This is a genomic window from Stenotrophomonas sp. YJH_SMC_33 (genome assembly GCF_059372295.1).
On the sequence record NZ_JCAFVJ010000010.1, the window covers coordinates 60,499 to 76,863 of the forward strand.

Annotated in this window: 13 protein-coding genes; 7 read left to right on the plus strand and 6 right to left on the minus strand. The window is 67.6% G+C overall.

Features of this window, described 5'->3' with window-relative positions; genetic code table 11:
- Positions 1–90: 90 nt before the first annotated feature.
- Together tgt and queA are read right to left on the minus strand one after the other, a co-directional pair.
- Positions 91–1,221 (minus strand): tRNA guanosine(34) transglycosylase Tgt, encoded by a 1,131-nt coding sequence (gene tgt, locus AC5P9W_RS15055; protein ID WP_005409256.1) that lies wholly within the window; start codon positions 1,219–1,221, stop codon positions 91–93.
- A gap of 237 nt (positions 1,222–1,458) precedes the next feature.
- Positions 1,459–2,535, minus strand: a complete 1,077-nt coding sequence (queA, locus tag AC5P9W_RS15060) for a tRNA preQ1(34) S-adenosylmethionine ribosyltransferase-isomerase QueA (protein WP_134730510.1) — start codon at positions 2,533–2,535, stop codon at positions 1,459–1,461.
- A gap of 211 nt (positions 2,536–2,746) precedes the next feature.
- Between queA and AC5P9W_RS15065 the strand changes: the two genes are divergently transcribed.
- Entirely contained in the window at positions 2,747–4,243 is a 1,497-nt protein-coding gene (locus tag AC5P9W_RS15065) for an aminotransferase class III-fold pyridoxal phosphate-dependent enzyme (RefSeq protein ID WP_019661257.1), read from the plus strand.
- A gap of 183 nt (positions 4,244–4,426) precedes the next feature.
- Positions 4,427–5,020 (plus strand): LOG family protein, encoded by a 594-nt coding sequence (locus AC5P9W_RS15070; RefSeq protein ID WP_019661256.1) that lies wholly within the window; start codon positions 4,427–4,429, stop codon positions 5,018–5,020.
- 20 nt (positions 5,021–5,040) lie between these two features.
- Here the strand turns inward: AC5P9W_RS15070 and AC5P9W_RS15075 are convergent, their stop codons facing one another.
- Positions 5,041–7,884 (minus strand): bifunctional diguanylate cyclase/phosphodiesterase, encoded by a 2,844-nt coding sequence (locus tag AC5P9W_RS15075; RefSeq protein WP_111104020.1) that lies wholly within the window; start codon positions 7,882–7,884, stop codon positions 5,041–5,043.
- Positions 7,885–8,131: 247 nt separating this feature from the next.
- On the opposite strand from AC5P9W_RS15075, the gene AC5P9W_RS15080 reads away from it, so the two are divergent.
- From AC5P9W_RS15080 to AC5P9W_RS15100, 5 genes are all read left to right on the plus strand, one after another.
- Positions 8,132–8,650, plus strand: a complete 519-nt coding sequence (locus AC5P9W_RS15080; RefSeq protein ID WP_229301621.1) for an RNA polymerase sigma factor — start codon at positions 8,132–8,134, stop codon at positions 8,648–8,650.
- Positions 8,647–9,651: a hypothetical protein gene (locus AC5P9W_RS15085; RefSeq protein ID WP_021202637.1), complete on the plus strand. Its 1,005-nt coding sequence runs from the start codon at positions 8,647–8,649 to the stop codon at positions 9,649–9,651. Before AC5P9W_RS15080 ends, AC5P9W_RS15085 begins: the two co-directional genes overlap by 4 nt.
- Before the next feature lie 40 nt (positions 9,652–9,691).
- Positions 9,692–10,285 (plus strand): IMPACT family protein, encoded by a 594-nt coding sequence (locus tag AC5P9W_RS15090; protein WP_021202638.1) that lies wholly within the window; start codon positions 9,692–9,694, stop codon positions 10,283–10,285.
- On the plus strand, positions 10,278–12,050 hold the full coding sequence (locus AC5P9W_RS15095; protein ID WP_021202639.1) for an ABC transporter transmembrane domain-containing protein: 1,773 nt from the start codon (positions 10,278–10,280) through the stop codon (positions 12,048–12,050). The genes AC5P9W_RS15090 and AC5P9W_RS15095 overlap by 8 nt, the downstream gene beginning before the upstream one ends.
- Before the next feature lie 70 nt (positions 12,051–12,120).
- Positions 12,121–12,315 carry a hypothetical protein gene (locus AC5P9W_RS15100; protein ID WP_019661251.1) on the plus strand — a complete coding sequence of 65 codons (195 nt, stop codon included), beginning with the start codon at positions 12,121–12,123 and terminating at the stop codon, positions 12,313–12,315.
- A gap of 231 nt (positions 12,316–12,546) precedes the next feature.
- On the opposite strand, the gene AC5P9W_RS15105 is transcribed toward AC5P9W_RS15100, so the two are convergent.
- From AC5P9W_RS15105 to AC5P9W_RS15115, 3 genes are all read right to left on the minus strand, one after another.
- On the minus strand, positions 12,547–13,671 hold the full coding sequence (locus AC5P9W_RS15105; protein ID WP_111104002.1) for a prephenate dehydrogenase: 1,125 nt from the start codon (positions 13,669–13,671) through the stop codon (positions 12,547–12,549).
- Positions 13,668–14,576 (minus strand): pyridoxal kinase, encoded by a 909-nt coding sequence (gene pdxY, locus AC5P9W_RS15110; RefSeq protein ID WP_019661249.1) that lies wholly within the window; start codon positions 14,574–14,576, stop codon positions 13,668–13,670. Before pdxY ends, AC5P9W_RS15105 begins: the two co-directional genes overlap by 4 nt.
- Before the next feature lie 575 nt (positions 14,577–15,151).
- Positions 15,152–16,351, minus strand: coding sequence for an MFS transporter (locus AC5P9W_RS15115; RefSeq protein ID WP_021202055.1), 1,200 nt, complete (start codon positions 16,349–16,351; stop codon positions 15,152–15,154).
- Positions 16,352–16,365: the final 14 nt, after the last annotated feature.

Below are 16,365 nucleotides of genomic sequence, written 5' to 3' on the forward strand. Positions count from 1 at the left end.
GGGGGTGTCGACCGCGGATCTGGGTCAGCCTTGAAGTATGCCACGGCCCCGGGCGTTCGTCCTTGGACCGTTTGGCAGGGGGCGTCCGGGTTAGAGGGGCGGGGCCACCGCCCCGCGTGCCGCGTAGAAAGACTCACGGAAGGCCAGGAAGGTTCCCGCCTCGATGGCCGCACGGATGTCGGCCATGAGCTTTTCGTAATAGAACAGGTTGTGCAGGGTGCCCAGCATCGGCGCCAGCATCTCGTTGCAGCGGTCCAGGTGGCGCAGGTAGGAACGGGTATAGCCACCGGTGCAGGCCACGCAGCCGCAGCCCGGCTCGATCGGGTCCATGTCGCGCGCGTACTGGGAATTACGGATGCGGACGGTGCCGAACGAGGTGAAATAATGGCCGTTGCGCGCATTGCGGGTCGGCATCACGCAGTCGAACATGTCCACGCCACGTGCGACACCCTCGACCAGGTCCTCCGGCCGGCCCACACCCATCAGATAGCGCGGACGGTCGCTTGGCAGCTCCGGGTCCAGGTGGTCGAGCATGGCGTTGCGCTCGTGCTCCGGCTCGCCCACGGCCAGGCCGCCGATGGCATAGCCGTCGAAGCCGATCGCCTGCAGGGCCTCGGCCGAACGGCTGCGCAGATCGGTGTGCACGCCCCCTTGGACGATGCCGAACAGGGCCGCGTCGTTGCCGAGCTCGTCATGCGCGTTGCGGCTGCGCTGGGCCCAGCGCAGGCTCAGCTCCATCGAGCGGCGCGCCACATCCTCGGTGGCCGGATAAGGGGTGCACTCGTCGAAGATCATCACCACGTCCGAATCGAGCACCTTCTGGATCTTCATGCTCTCTTCCGGGCCCAGGAACACGCGGGCACCATCGGTGGGCGAGGCGAAGGTCACGCCCTGCTCGGTGATCTTGCGGCGGTGGGCCAGCGAGAACACCTGGAAGCCACCCGAATCGGTCAGGATCGGGCCATCCCAGCGGCAGAAGCCATGCAGGCCGCCGTGGTCGGCGATGATGTCCAGGCCCGGGCGCAGGTACAGGTGGAAGGTGTTGCCGAGGATGATCTCGGCGCCCAGCGCCCGCACCTGGTCCGGCAGGATGCCCTTGACCGAGCCATAGGTCCCCACCGGCATGAAGGCCGGCGTTTCCACCGTGCCACGCGGGAAGGTCAGGCGGCCACGGCGGGCACGGCCGTCGCGGGTCTGGAGCTGGAACTGCAATCGGGACATGGAGCGGTCATTCGGGCAAATAGTTGCCCATTGTCTCCCAAAACCGCCCTCCCTGCTCCGGTAGCGCCGGGCCATGCCCGGCGGAGCGGTTTGCCCGGGATGGCCAGGGCTACCGGATTCATCACGCATGGTGTGGATCTACCTGGGCAGTAGAGCCACGCCATGCGTGGCTTTCCTGGTCTCCAGGCACCTGCAAGTGCGCACCAACGGTGCGCACCCACCACAAGCAGGCAGAGGTCAGCGCCCTACCCCCGCCTGCGGGAACAGCAGCATCGCGTCGCCGTAGCTGAAGAAGCGGTAGCGCTGCTCGATCGCGTGCCGGTAGGCCTCGAACACCCGCTCCTTGCCGGCAAACGCGGAAATCATCATCAGCAGGGTGCTTTCCGGCAGGTGGAAGTTGGTCACCATCGCGTCGACGCTGCGGATGCGGTAGCCCGGGGTGATGAAGATCTGCGTTTCACCGGCAAACGGCAGCAGCTCGCCATCGCGCATCGCACTTTCCAGCGCGCGCACCACGGTGGTGCCGACGCCGATCACCCGGCCGCCGGCGGCGCGCGTGCGCCGCACCTGCTGCACCAGTTCGGCGCCGACGTTCAGCCACTCGCGGTGCATCACGTGGTCCTTCAGGTCATCGGCGCGCACCGGCTGGAAGGTGCCCGCCCCCACGTGCAGGGTGACGTGGCCGAAGTCCACGCCCTTCTCCTTCAGCGCGGCCAGCAGCGGTTCGTCGAAATGCAGGCCGGCGGTCGGTGCCGCCACCGCGCCCACTTCGCGCGCGAACACGGTCTGGTAGCGCTCGCGATCGTCCACGCCCGGCTCACGCTGGATGTACGGCGGCAGCGGCAGGCGGCCGGCGTGCAGCAGCCACTGCTCCAGCGACTCAGGCACGTGGAACTGCAGCACGTAGAACTCGCCGTCGCGACCCAGCACCTCGGCCTCCCCACCGGCATCCAGCGCAATGCGGCTGCCGGCCTTCGGCGACTTGCTGGCGCCGACCTGGGCACGGGCCTGCTGGCCACCGAGCAGGCGCTCGATCAGGATCTCCACGCGGCCGCCGCTGGCCTTCTGCCCGAACAGGCGCGCCGGGATCACGCGGGTGTCGTTGAACACCAGCAGGTCGCCCGGCTGCAGCAGGGACGGCAGGTCGCGCACCTGCAGATCGGTGAAGGGCGCAGGTGCGGCCGGCACCAGCATCAGGCGGCTGGCGGAACGTTCGGCCAAGGGAGCCTGCGCGATCAGTTCAGCCGGCAGGTCGTAGTGGAAATCGGACTTCTTCAAGGCAGTGGGCGGCAACAGGTCGACAATGGCGCGCATTGTACGTCCAGCGTCTGCGAGCCGGCGCGCTTCGCGGCGAACGTCGCGCAAAATGCTGCTATGCAGCAGGTTTCTGCGGGGTTATCGCGCAAAAAAACAAGTGCTAGCATCGAGTTGGAAGTCCGCTGCACGAGCCTGCCCCCAAGCGCGCGTGATGACGCGCGTTTTGCATTTGAAGGCCCGTGCGACCCATCGTTTCAGGAGATCTGCAATGAGCTTCATCGAACGCCTCGCCCCCCTGCGCGCCCAGCCCGGCACCCGCCTCACCTCCGGCCTGGACGACGCCACGCTGACCGCCCTGTCCGCCAACCACCCGCAGCTGATCGCCGCGGTGGACGCCGCCGCCGAGGAATTCGCGCGCGTGCAGGCCGACCTGGGGCCGCTGCTGGCGCAGGACGAACAGGCGCAGATCGACGCGATGCAGGATGGTTTCGTCAACTTCTACGCCGATGACGCGGTGACCCCGTACGTGGCACTGGCTGCGCGCGGCCCGTGGGTGGTCACCCTGAAGGGCGCCGTGCTGTACGACGCTGGCGGCTACGGCATGCTCGGCTTCGGGCACACCCCGGACGCCGTGTTGGAGGCAATGGCCCGCCCGCAGGTGATGGCCAACATCATGACCCCCAGCCTGTCGCAGCAGCGCTTCATCACCGCCCTGCGCGCCGAGATCGGCCATCGCCGTGGCGGCTGCCCATTCGCCCGTTTCATGTGCCTGAATTCCGGCTCCGAAGCGGTCGGCCTGGCCGCGCGCATCGCCGACGTCAACGCCAAGCTGCAGACCGACCCGGGTGCGCGCCACGCTGGCGCTGCGATCAAGCGCGTGGTGGTCAAGGGCAGCTTCCATGGCCGTACCGACCGCCCTGCCCTGTATTCCGATTCCAGCCGCAAGAGCTACATGCAGCACCTGGCCAGCTACCGTGGCGAGGATTCGGTGATCACCGTGGCGCCGTACGATGAGGCCGGCCTGCGCAAGGTGTTCGAGGACGCCGCACGCAACCAGTGGTTCATCGAGGCGGTGTTCCTGGAGCCGGTGATGGGCGAAGGCGACCCGGGCCGCTCGGTGCCGCCGTCGTTCTATGCCGTGGCCCGCGAACTGACCCGTGCGCATGGCAGCCTGCTGCTGCTCGACTCGATCCAGGCCGGCCTGCGCGCGCATGGCGTGCTCTCGGTGGTCGATTACCCGGGCTTCGAAGGCTTGGACCCGCCGGACATGGAAACCTATTCGAAGGCGCTGAACGCCGCGCAGTACCCGCTGTCGGTGCTGGCGGTGACCGAGCATGCCGCGCAGCTGTACCGCAAGGGCATCTACGGCAACACCATGACCAGCAACCCGCGTGCGCTGGACGTGGCCTGCGCCACGCTGGCCCAGCTGACCCCACAGGTGCGCGCCAACATCGCCGAACGTGGCGCCGAAGCCGTACGCAAGCTGGAGCAGCTGAAGAACGAGCTGGGCGGCCTGATCACCAAGGTGCAGGGTACCGGCCTGCTGTTCTCCTGCGAGCTGGCGCCGCAGTTCAAGTGCTACGGCGCCAATTCCACCGAAGAATGGCTGCGCCAGCACGGCATCAACGTGATCCACGGTGGCGAGAACTCGCTGCGCTTCACCCCGCACTTCGGCATGGACAGCGAGGAGCTGGACCTGCTGGTGGGGATGGTCGGCCGTGCCCTGCGTGAAGGCCCGCGCCGCGAACAGGCCGCTGCCGCGTAAGCCTGCTTGGCGTTTGTAGAGTCGAGCCATGCTCGACTCGGCCTTTGCCGCGATCTGAACGAAGAGCAGCCGAGCATGGCTCGGCTCTACAGAAGGGCTCATAATCCAAGGACACCCCGTCCCCGACCGCCCTGCGGTTGGCGACGGGGCGTTTTCGTTTCCGGCCAAGAGACAGGAAGATCCATGAAATCGATCTGTGTGTACTGTGGTTCCAACGCTGGCAGCAAGCCGGCCTACACCGAACGCGCCATTGCCCTGGGCGACCGCATTGCCCGCGACGGCCTGCGCCTGGTGTATGGCGGCGGCAACGTCGGCCTGATGGGAACCGTGGCCAATGCCGTGCTCGCCGCTGGCGGCGAGGTGACCGGCGTGATCCCGCGCCAGCTGGCCGACTGGGAAGTGGCCCACCGCGGCCTGACCGAACTGGAGATCGTCGGTTCGATGCATGAGCGCAAGTCGCGCATGTTCGATCTTGCTGACGGCTTCGTCGCCCTGCCCGGCGGCTTCGGCACCATGGAAGAGATCTTTGAAATGCTGACCTGGCGCCAGCTGGGCATCGGCAACAAGCCGTGCGCCTTCCTCGATGTGGAAGGTTTCTACGCCCCGCTGATCGGCATGATCGATCGCATGGTGGAAGAGCGCTTCCTGCACCCGGACCAGCGCCAGGACCTGTGGTACGGCTCGGACATCGAAGCGATGCTGGAGTGGATGCAGAACTACCAGCCGGCCCAGGCCTCGAAGTGGATCGACGAGAAGCGTCGCGCTGCCCTGCGTTGATGCAGCCGCACGCGGTGGGCTCAGGCCGCCGCGTGCGACCACGGGGCGGGCCGCCCCAACAGGTAGCCCTGGCCGTAGTCGCAACCCAGTTCGCGCAGGGTCTGCCGCTGCGCCTCGGTCTCGATTCCTTCGCCGATGGTTTCGATGCCCAGCGTGCGCGCCAGCGACAGCACGCCCTCGACCAGCGCGCGCGTGCTCTGCACTTCCGGCCCATGCAGGCCAGCGATGAAACTCTGGTCGATCTTCAACGTGCTGATCGGGAAACGGTGCAGGTAGGACAGCGCGGAGAAGCCCGTACCGAAATCGTCCAGCTGCACCTGGATGCCGCGCTCGCGCAGCCCCTGCAGGATGCGCAGGGTGTGCGGGGCATCATCCAGCAGCGCCACCTCGGTTATTTCCAGCCGCAGCCGCTGCGGATCGGCCCCGTATGCGTCCAGCAGGCCGAACAGGCGGCCGCTGAACTCTGCAGAGCGGAAATGCCGCGGTGATACGTTGACCGATACATAGCTGTGCCCGCCTTCGGCGAGGCCAATGATCACCTGTTCGTAGATCAGCCAGTCGACCTGCTCGATCAGGCCGCTTTCCTCGCCCAGCTCCAGGAACGCGCCGGGCAGCAGCAGGCCACGGCGCTCATGCTGCCAGCGCAGCAGCGCCTCGTGGCCGACCACTTCACCGTCGGACAAGCGCACGATCGGCTGGTAGAACGGTACGAAATCGCGGTTGTTGATCGCACGGCGCAGGTCGGCTTCCAGGTCCAGGCTGCGCATGGCTTCTTCGCGCATGTCCTCGTCGAAAATCGCACAGCGGTCATGGCCCTGCGCCTTGGCCCGGTACATGGCCGCATCCGCATCGCGCAGCAGCTCTTCTCCGGTGCGGTAGCGCGGATTCCACAGGGCAATGCCCAGGCTGCCGGACGGAAACAGTTCGCGCCCGGCGATCCACATCGATTCCTGCAACGCCAGCAGCAGCCGCTGGCCGAAATCCAGTGCCTGGGCCAGACCTTGCGGGCATTGCAGCAGCACCGCGAATTCATCACCGCCCAGCCGTGCCACCACGTCGTCGGCGCCGGCCATCGATACGATGCGCTTGGCCACTTCCTCCAGCATGCGATCGCCGGCGGCATGCCCGATGCTGTCGTTGACCAGCTTGAAGCGATCCAGATCGAGGAACAGTACGGCGAACACCGGGCCACCCTCACGCCTGGCCAGCACCAGCGCATCCTGCAGTCGATCCAGCAGGTGCAGGCGATTGGGCAGGCCGGTCAGCGCATCGTGCATGGCCTGATGGGTGAGCCGCTGCTCGGCCCGCAGCCGCTCGCCGATCTGCCCGAGCAGCTTTTCGTTGACCTCGGCCAGCTCGCGGGTACGTTCTTCCACGCGCTTTTCCAGTTCGGCATGCGCCGAACGCAGCCGCTGCTGGTCGCGTTGACGGGCCAGGCCGGTACCGATGTTCTGGGCGACGAAGGTCAGCAGGCGCTGGTCGTGAACGCTGAACGTGCTGTTTTCGCTGTAGCTCTGCACCACGATCGCGCCGACCACTTCGTCGTCGCGCAGCAGCGGCACGCCCAGCCAGCAGTGCGAACGTGCACCGGATTCACGCACCTCGCCACTGGCCAGCAGCGCATCGATCTGCGCGCGCGAGGCCAGCAGCGGGCGCCGGTTGCGCACCACGTATTCGGTCAGGCCCCGGCTGAAGGGCCGTGGCGCGCGGCTGGCATTGTGCTCGTCCACCGAATACACGAAATCCAGGCCGTTGCCGGCCGGGTTGACCAGGGCGATGTAGAAATTGCGCGCGTCGAGCAGGCGCCCGACCACGCCGTGCACCTGCCCGTAGAACTGAGCCAGGCTGTCGGCCGACATCGCCATTTCGGCGATGTTGTAAAGGGCGGTCTGCAGCTGTTCGGCACGACGACGCTCGGCTACCTCGTCCTGCAGGCTGTGGTTGGCCCGCTGCAGTTCCTGGGTGCGCCGCGCCACCTGCTGTTCCAACCGGACCTGCGCCTGGCGCCGATCCATCGCGGTCTGCACGTGCTGGGCGACGAAGCCCAGCAGTGCGCGCTCGGCCTCGCCGTAGCGGGCGGCCTGTTCATAGCTCTGAACCACGATGGCCCCGCAGACGCGGCCGTCGCGCAGCATCGGCACGCCCAGCCAGTCCAGGCTTTCGGGACCGCGCTGCGGGTCATGCTCCTGTTCCATCACCTGCGCCAGCAGTTTGCGCGAAGGGCCACTGAGCGGCTTGCCATGGCGCAGCAGCGCCACGGTCAGGCTGCGCGACATCTCGCTGGCGTCATGGCTCTGCGTGGGATCGGCGACGAAGTCATCGACCTGATCGGCAAAGTACAGGAACCGGATCTGGTCGCGCACATCGTCGTATTCCACGATGTAGCAGTTCTCGGCATACATCAGCGTGCCGAGCACGCCATGCACGTGGCGCAGCATCTCGGGCATTTCCAGATCGGCACCGGCCAGATCGGCAATCTGGAACAGGGCCTGCTGCAGCCGCTCGGCCTCTTCCAGTGCCTTGATCTGGCCGGCTTGGCGGCCGCGCTGCAGCGCCAGTTCCATCGCCTGCCGGGCAACCCCCCACCATGCAGGCGAAGGCGCCGCCCCGGCTACCGACAACAGCAACCGCGCACCGTCGTATTCCCAGCCATGCTGACCCTCGCCGATTCCCGGCTCCGCGGCCACCTGGCCGGCAACTGCTGGCGACGGCCAGCCGCCCTGGCCACGACCGAGCTGCGGGTCGTCCCAGCCAACGCGAACCACGGCCGTTTCCGGCAAAAGCGCATGCAACGCGCGCACCAGCGCCGTGCTCAGCACGGCCTCGTGTGGTGACTCTTCCGCCGGTTCAGCATGCGTGGACAAATGACAATCTCTTGGCGCCGTCTGTGCGTCGCCTCCCCTGAGCCGCCGAGCATAGCGCGCCACCCGGGGGGCAATGGAAGCCCGTAAACCCCGAATCGTGCACCCGTACGTTTTTCCTGCTGTCCGTAGCCCCATCCCAGCCATGACCCTCGCCCTGCCCGCCCCCGCCACCGGCTATGCGCCATCGCCCGCAGGCCTTACCCTGTACGCCGTGGAAGCCAGCGCACTGCCAACCGATGAAGCCTTGATGCTGGCCTGGGCCGGTGGCGACCTGCGCGCCTTCGAAAGCCTGTATGCGCGCCACCGCAAGCGCCTGTTCGGCTTCCTGCTGCGGCAACTGCGCGACAACGCGCTGGCCGAGGAGATCTTCCAGGACGTCTGGCAGCGGGTGATCAGCGCCCGCGCCGGCTGGCAGCCCGAGGCCGCGTTCAGCACCTGGCTGTTCCGCATCGCCCACAACCGCCTGAATGACCATTGGCGTGCCGCCCGTCATCGCCCCGCCGCGCCGGCCGACGCCGATCTGCGCCTGGCCGCGATCGAGGATGGGCAGACCCCGGAGGGCGAGCTATCCGAATTCGAGCAACGTCGCCGCATCCAGCTGGCGATGGAACAACTGCCGCCGGAGCAGCGCGAAGTGCTGCAGCTGCGGCTGGATCAGGAACTGAGCCTGGAGGAGATCGGCCAGATCACCGGCGTAGGCCGGGAAACCGTGAAATCGCGGCTGCGCTATGCGATGGACAAGCTGCGTGCGGGATTGAACGCATGAACCGAGACGAACCACTGACGCCGGAAGAACGCGAGCTGTCCCGGCTGCTCGGCCGTCGCGCCGAACAGGCACCGCCGGCCGCACTGGACACCGCCATTCTGGCCGCGGCCCGCGCCGCCGTGGATGCTCCGCCTGCCGATGCAGTGGCCTCTCCGGAGGCGCCGCGCACGCAGCGCACACGCCCGCGTTGGCCGGCCGTGTTCGGCATCGCCGCCTCGATGGTGTTCGCCATCGGCATCGCCTGGCAGCTGCGTCCGGAACCGCCGCCGATTCCGGCCGGTGAGGCGGCCGTGGCTGCGGCACCGGCTGCGGCAGAAGACAGCGCGGCTGCCGATCAGGCCGCTGGCAACCGCGCAGCCGACAGCGCGGTGGTGGCAGCGGATCCTGCTATTGCGCCCGCAGCACCCGAGGCGGCCCCCGTTGCCGCCGCCCCGGCACCGGCCATCGCGCGGACGTCCAAGCCCGTTCCGGCCGAACCCGATGAAGCGTCGGCCCAGGCAGCACGATCGATGGCTGCGGATGCGGCCGCCGATGTCTCCTTTGCGGCCCTCCCGCCCGCACCGGCAGCGGCGCCGCCTGCGCCACCTGCGCCACCGGCACCGGCCGCCTACTCGGCACCCACACCGGCACCGGCCCTCGCGCCGGCAGCGTCCGGGGCACTGAAAGCACGCGCGGCCAGCGCACCGGCCGCCAATGCAGCAGAGGTCGAGCGGGCGCAGGCGCTGGATCGGGTGGAGATCACCTCGATGAAGCGTGAGGCTCCCAGCCGTTCCGCACCGGGCATCATGCGCCGCGGCAGCGATGCGCGCCTGAGCGCGGATGCCGTGCAGGCCGAAGTGGACGCCGACGCACGACTGCCGCGCCGGCAGTGGCTGCAGAAAATCCGCACACGACGCGACGACGGCCAGCGCGATCTGGCCCGTGCCAGCCTGGAGCGCTACATGCAGCAGTACCCGGAAGCGCGCCTGCCGCGCGACCTGCGGCCGCTGCTGGACGATTGAAGCGGACGGGAACACCCGGCAACCCCGTAGAATGACGGGAATGCTCGATACCCTCGCCCAGCCGGTCAGCCACACGCTGGAAGTCAAACACAGCCGTTTCATCGCCCAGGCCGCGCCCATCGACGGCGCCGCAGCGGCCATGGCGTTCCTGCAGCAGGTCGCGGTGACCGATGCCACCCACAACTGCTGGGCCTACCGGCACGGCCAGGACTATCGTTCCAGCGACGATGGCGAGCCGGCCGGCACGGCTGGACGTCCGATCCTTGCGGCGATCGACGGGCAGGGCTTCGACCGGGTGATGGTGGTGGTGACGCGCTGGTTCGGCGGTATCAAGCTCGGCGCCGGTGGCCTTGTACGCGCCTACGGTGGCGCCGCCGCCGAGTGCCTGCGCACCGCCCCGCGCCTGCCGCTGGTGGCGCTGGCCCGGTTGCAGCTGCTGGCTGGCTTTGAGGACCTCGGCACCCTGCACGCCACCCTGCCCGCCTTCAGCGCGGAAAAGCGCGATGAACAGTTCGATGCCAACGGTGTGTGCCTGCGGATCGAACTGCCTGCCGATCAGGTCGACGCATTGAAAATCCGCCTGCGCGACGCCACCCGTGACCGTATCCGCATAGAAGACGACCAGGATGACTGACAAGGACGACGCCCCCGCTTCGACCCCGCCGCTGCGGCGCCTCGGCAGCCTGCGCACGCTGTGGCCATTCGTACGCCGCCACAGCGGGCTGTTCACCGCCTGGCTGCTGGCCCTGGCGGTGTCTTCGGCCGCCACGCTGAGCCTGCCTCCGGCGGTGAAGCAGATGATCGATCATGGTTTCAGCAGCGGCGGCCAGATCAACCGTGCGTTCGCCCTGCTGATGCTGGTGGCGGTAGTGATGGCGTTGGGCACGGCCGCGCGCTTCTACTTCGTGTCGCTGCTTGGCGAGAAAGTCGTGGCCGACCTGCGCAGCCAGCTGTATGCCCACCTGATCCAGCTGGGCGCCGGCTTCCACGACCGCAGCCGCAGCGGAGAGCTGGTTTCGCGCCTGACCGCAGACACCGAACTGCTGCGCAGCGTGGTCGGCTCGACCATGTCGGTGGCTCTGCGCAGCACGGTCACGGTCATCGGCAGCCTGGCGATGCTGTTTGTGACCAGTCCCCGGCTGGCGGCGTGGTCGCTGCTTGGCATCCCACTGGCGGTGCTGCCCATCATCATCGGCGCACGCAAGCTGCGCACCGTCGCACGCAACAGCCAGGACCGCATCGCCGACGCCAACAGCCTGGCCAGTGAGACGCTGGGAGCGGTGCGCACGGTACAGGCACATGCGCGCGAACCCTATGAACGCGGACGCTTTGACAAGGCACTCGGTGATGCCATCGGTGCCGCTCGGCGCCGCATCGGCGCGCAGTCGCTGGTCACCGCCAGCGCCATCCTGCTCGTGTTCGGCGCCATCGTCGGCGTGTTGTGGCTGGGCGCGCACGACGTCATCGACGGCCGCCTCAGCGCCGGCACGCTGGGTCAGTTCGTGCTGTATGCATTGATCGGCGGCGGTTCGGTGGGCGCGCTGGCCGAAGTATGGAATGAGCTGCAGCGCGCGGCCGGCGGCATGGGCCGCATCGGCGAGCTGCTGCAGGAAGACATCGAGATCCGCGCGCCGGCCCAGCCGCACGCGTTGCCGCAACCGCTGCGTGGCGAGATACGATTCGACGACGTGGTGTTCCACTACCCGCAGCGACCAGACCAGGCCGCACTGGACCACTTCAACCTGCATGTGCGCCCCGGCGAGACCGTAGCGCTGGTGGGTCCGTCAGGGGCGGGCAAGAGCACGGTGCTTTCGATGCTGCTGCGCTTCCATGACCCAGCCAGCGGCCACATTGACGTGGACGGCATCGACGTGCGCCAGGTCGACCCGGCCGAGCTGCGCGCGCAGCTGGCGCTGGTGCCGCAGCAGCCGACGCTGTTCGCGGCCAGTGCACGCGACAACATCCGCTATGGCCGCCTGCAGGCCAGCGATGCGGAAGTCGAGGATGCCGCGCGTGCCGCCGAGGCCGATGCTTTCCTGCGCGCGTTGCCGCAGGGCTATGACAGCGAGCTGGGTGAGCGCGGTGCCCGCCTTTCCGGTGGCCAGCAGCAGCGTGTGGCGATTGCCCGCGCGCTGCTGAAGGATGCGCCGATCCTGCTGCTGGATGAAGCCACCAGCGCGCTGGATGCACAGAGCGAACACAGCGTGCAGCAGGCATTGGAACGGTTGATGGCGGGTCGCACCACGCTGGTCATCGCCCACCGCCTGGCCACCGTGCTCAAGGCCGACCGCATCGTGGTGATGGACCAGGGCCGCATCGTCGCCGAGGGCACGCATGCACAGCTGCTGGCCGAAGACGGACTGTACGCTGAACTGGCACGCCTGCAGTTCATCGATTGATGACATCCGGCTAACATCGGCGCGGCCAAGCTGGCCGCGCAACAGCAGCATCCGCTGAAGGAGGTGCACGATGTCGTTCCGTCAGTTCCCCGCCGTCGACAGCAACGGCGAAAGCCACATCATCATCGAGTTCAAGCCCGAAGCGAGTGGCAGCGGGCACCACTCCGAAGCTACGCCACGCTATGAGCTGGATGACGGGCGCCAGCTGGTGCGCAATGGCCGCGAATTCACAACAAGCGGCGGTGAGCTGAGGCTGACGATCTGAGGCTCGCCAGGCATGCCCGGCGCTACCGGATTTCATTCCGCCCCGCTCTGGTGGGTGTCGACCTTGGTCGACATGCTTTTTGCCAAAGGCGGTCGAGCATGGCTCGACGCTACAAAAAAAGCATGGCCAATTTTTCACCAGGCATCTTGACAGCCTTGGCTGCCAAGGGCTGCGCGCGGTTATCCACACCTTTGCTCAGAAACCATCCACACCACCTGTGGATGAATGTGCTCAGCCCAGCACCCGTCCGATGCCGCTGGCGTCCACCTCGGCCGCTGCCCGACGGATCGCCGTCGGATCACTGCCGGCCACGAATCCGATACGGAAATGCACCTCGCCCCCGGGCGTGCGTGAGGAATGGATCGAGGCCAGGCTGATGCGGTGCTGCTCGAACACGTTCAACAGTTCACGCAGCGAGCCCGGCCGGTCCTCCGGCAAATGCACCGACAGCGCGTTGCGCTCGGTGAGGTCCGCCAACAGGTAACCCACGCGTTCGAACGTGTAGTTGCCGTCAGCCAGTTCCTGCTCGCCGAAGGCATTGCGATTGGCCAACAACAGCTGCTCACGGAATGCACTGCGTGCAGTGTCGTCGCCCTGCCCGACCTGGGCCTGCAGGGCCTGCAGCTGGCCGACCAAGCGCTCCAGCATCGGCGCCACGTACGGGTTGCCGAACTGGATGTCCTCGTAGATCGCGGGGTTCAGCGACAGGATGCGCGAGATGATCGCCGTATCCAGTTCGAACGATGCCGACCGGTACGGCATCATCGCGGCCAGGTCGCCCAGCTGCGGCTGGTACTGGCGCAGCACGCCGGCCTGGGCTAGGTGGGTGGCATGCACCATCGCCTGCACCAGCGCCATCATCTGGTCGTGATGCTGCGGCGTGGCGCGCACGCACTCAGCCTGCAACGCCGTGCACAGCGTATCAACCCACGGTTGCCAGTGCCGCAGCCGCGCTTCGCAGACCACCATCACCCGGCCCTTCAGGGTCGGCGCCTTGGGCGGCGCGGTCATCGGGTGCAGGCCGACCACTTCGGCTTGAGAGGCCAACATCGCCTGCACCGGCGCTTCTTTTACCGAGGTCACGTCCAGCCACAGCCGGTCCTGCTCGCGGCCGGCCGACTGCTGCACGTACGCGGCAATCAGAGCCGGCGTATGCCGGATCGGTGCCGAGAACACCAACACGTCAGCCTGCGCCAGCAGCTGTTCCGGCGTATGCGAGTCCGGATCGGCCGGATCGTGGCCGATCACCTGCAGCTGCATGTGCTGCTGGAAGAAGCGGGTCAGCCAGCGCCCGTAGGCGCCGGCACTGCCGATGATGCCGACCGTGCGCGGCGTGCGTGGGTCCAGGCCGCTCATGCCACGCGTTCGGCGCGGAAGCGCGTTCCTTCGGCCAGCGCCGCCGGCGCTGCAGCAATCACGTCGAACTCTTCGAAGCCGTTGTCGAGGGTCGCCTCCAGCGCCGCATGGGTGCCGGCAATCGCGCGCGAGATAGCTTGCTGCATCGATTCGCCGCGCAGCAGGAACGACACCACCAGCGACATCAGCACATCACCGGTGCCTGCCACGTCCACTGGCAGCAACGGCGAGGTCCAGCGCCAGGTTTCCTCGCGGCCAACGGCCAGGGTTACCAGTTCACCCGGGGTGCCGCCCACGCTGTGCGCGATCACCCAATGCGGGCCGCGATCCAGCAGCGTGCGCGCGGCGGCGATGGCATCGGCCTCGGCCAGCGCTGGCATGCCGGTCAGGCGATTGAGTTCAAAGGCGTTCGGGGTCACCAGCCAGGCATGGGGCAGCAGGCGCTCGGCGAAGATCGCTTCCAGGCCCGGTTCCACGTACGGGCCGGTGTGGGTGTCACCGATCACCGGGTCCAGGCAATAACGCAGTTGCGGGCAGCCCGGCAGGATCGCGTCCAGCCAGTCGGCGAAGGCGGCACCGTTGGCGGTGCTGCCGAAGTAGCCGGACACCAGCATCTTCGCGCGTTGCGGCAGGCCGCGCTCGTGGCTGCCGAGCAGCAGGTCGGCGAACCAGTCGGCCGGCAGCACGCGGCCACGCGTGGTGTCGTAGAACGGCGCGTTGCTGAGCAGCACCGTCGGAATGCTTGCCACACGCACGCCCAGCGCGCGCATCGGCGGGATTGCCGCGCTGTTGCCGGCATGACCGTAGACGAGTTGCGACTGGACCGAGATGACATCGATCGGCGACGGACCGTCGGGCCGCTGGCGGCGGCCGTGGACCAGGTGGTTATCAAGGGATTCGCTCATGGCCGCATTCTACGCCCAAGGGGGTTTTCGGCAGGGCTTGCAGCCCTGCACCTGCCGAAGCTGCAAGCAACGGCAACGGCAACGGCAACGGCAAAAGCGAGCTATCCGTGGGGTGGCGGGGCGGTGTCGGAGTGCGGGGACGCCGCAAGTACGTCCGTGTAGGCTTGGCAGCCGCATCCATGCGGCTGACACCCCGCACTCCGACACCGCCCCGCCTTCGACAGGTTCACGCGGCTGTTGGTAACTGCGGCTGTTGGTGGGTGTCGACCTTGGTCGACACATCTGTCAGATATCGAATGAATTCATCCACGCATGGCATGGATCTACCGTGTCGACCAAGGTCGACACCTACCAGTGCCGGACGCTGTTCCAACAGATCGCGGAAAACCGTCGAAGGCGGGGTGGGTCCGGTGGCGGGGGCGTGAGCCGCATGGATGCGGCGACCGAGCTTACATGGACGTACTTGCAGCGGCCCCCGCCACCGGACCCACCCCGCCACCCCACGGATAGCGCGCTTCGGCTGTTGCCGTTGCCTCTGCGGGTGCAGGGCTGCAAGCCCTGCAAACCAAAACCCCTCAGTGAGCAGCAGGCCGCGACGGCGGCAGCCACGCCGCCACGATGCCCAGCAGCGGCAGGAACGCAGTCAGCTGATAGACGTACTCGATGCTGGTCTTGTCCGCCAGCAGGCCCAGCACGGCGGCACCCAGCCCGCCCATACCGAACGCGAAACCGAAGAACAGGCCGGACACCATGCCGATCCGGTGCGGCATCATTTCCTGCGCATAGACCACGATGGCCGAGAACGCCGAGGACAGCACGAAACCGATCAGCACCGCCAGCACCGTGGTCCAGAACAGATCGGCATGCGGCAGCATCAGTGCGAACGGCGCAACGCCCAGGATCGAGGTCCAGATGATCGGCTTGCGGCCGATGCGGTCACCCAGCGGGCCGCCGAGGAAGCCGCCGGCCGCGGACGCCACCAGGAATGCGAACAGGTGCAGCTGCGCCTGTGCCACCGGAATGCCGAAATGGTGGATCAGGTAAAAGGTGAAGTAGCTGCCGATGCTGGCCATGTAGAAGTACTTGCTGAAGATCAGCACCAGCAGGATCGCCAGCACCTTGGCCACGGTGCGCGGCGGATGGCGCGGCGCCGTCGAGGCGGTGCTGGCCGGACGCGGGGTGCCCAGGTGCAGCGCGTACCAGCGGCCGACATAGGTCAGCAGCGCGATGCCGATCAGGGCGGCGCCGGCAAACCACGATGCGGCATGCTGGCCATACGGCACGATCACCGCCGCGGCAATCAGCGGGCCCAGCGCGGTACCGAAGTTGCCACCGACCTGGAACACCGACTGCGCGAAACCATGGCGACCGCCCGAGGCCAGCCGCGCGATGCGCGAGGCTTCCGGATGGAAGATGGCCGAACCAATGCCGACCATCGCCGCCGCCATCAGCACCACCGCGTAGTTCGGTGCGAAGCCCAGCAGCAGCATGCCGCACAGGGTCGAGGCCATGCCGATCGGCAGCGAGTACGGCGCCGGGCGGCGGTCGGTAGCCATGCCGATCAACGGCTGGAAGATCGAGGCGGTGAGCTGGTAGGTCAGCGTGATCAGGCCGATCTGGGTGAAGCTGAGGTTGAAGCCGCCCTTGATCACTGGATAGATGGCCAGGATCAGCGACTGCATCATGTCGTTGACGACATGCGAGGTGGAGATGGCGGCCAGCACGCCGGGGGCCACCGGGCGTGAGGTGGTTGCGGGAGAAGCCAGGGTCGACATGGATACAGTCAGGT

What these genes read in the sequence shown, in the direction of transcription:
- tgt (WP_005409256.1), bottom strand. Translation starts at nt 1,221, where the DNA reads ATGTCCCGATTGCAGTTCCAGCTCCAGACCCGCGACGGCCGTGCCCGC.
- queA (WP_134730510.1), bottom strand. Translation starts at nt 2,535, where the DNA reads ATGCGCGCCATTGTCGACCTGTTGCCGCCCACTGCCTTGAAGAAGTCC.
- AC5P9W_RS15065 (WP_019661257.1), top strand. Translation starts at nt 2,747, where the DNA reads ATGAGCTTCATCGAACGCCTCGCCCCCCTGCGCGCCCAGCCCGGCACC.
- AC5P9W_RS15070 (WP_019661256.1), top strand. Translation starts at nt 4,427, where the DNA reads ATGAAATCGATCTGTGTGTACTGTGGTTCCAACGCTGGCAGCAAGCCG.
- AC5P9W_RS15080 (WP_229301621.1), top strand. Translation starts at nt 8,132, where the DNA reads ATGCTGGCCTGGGCCGGTGGCGACCTGCGCGCCTTCGAAAGCCTGTAT.
- AC5P9W_RS15085 (WP_021202637.1), top strand. Translation starts at nt 8,647, where the DNA reads ATGAACCGAGACGAACCACTGACGCCGGAAGAACGCGAGCTGTCCCGG.
- AC5P9W_RS15090 (WP_021202638.1), top strand. Translation starts at nt 9,692, where the DNA reads ATGCTCGATACCCTCGCCCAGCCGGTCAGCCACACGCTGGAAGTCAAA.
- AC5P9W_RS15095 (WP_021202639.1), top strand. Translation starts at nt 10,278, where the DNA reads ATGACTGACAAGGACGACGCCCCCGCTTCGACCCCGCCGCTGCGGCGC.
- AC5P9W_RS15100 (WP_019661251.1), top strand. Translation starts at nt 12,121, where the DNA reads ATGTCGTTCCGTCAGTTCCCCGCCGTCGACAGCAACGGCGAAAGCCAC.
- AC5P9W_RS15105 (WP_111104002.1), bottom strand. Translation starts at nt 13,671, where the DNA reads ATGAGCGGCCTGGACCCACGCACGCCGCGCACGGTCGGCATCATCGGC.
- pdxY (WP_019661249.1), bottom strand. Translation starts at nt 14,576, where the DNA reads ATGAGCGAATCCCTTGATAACCACCTGGTCCACGGCCGCCGCCAGCGG.
- AC5P9W_RS15115 (WP_021202055.1), bottom strand. Translation starts at nt 16,351, where the DNA reads ATGTCGACCCTGGCTTCTCCCGCAACCACCTCACGCCCGGTGGCCCCC.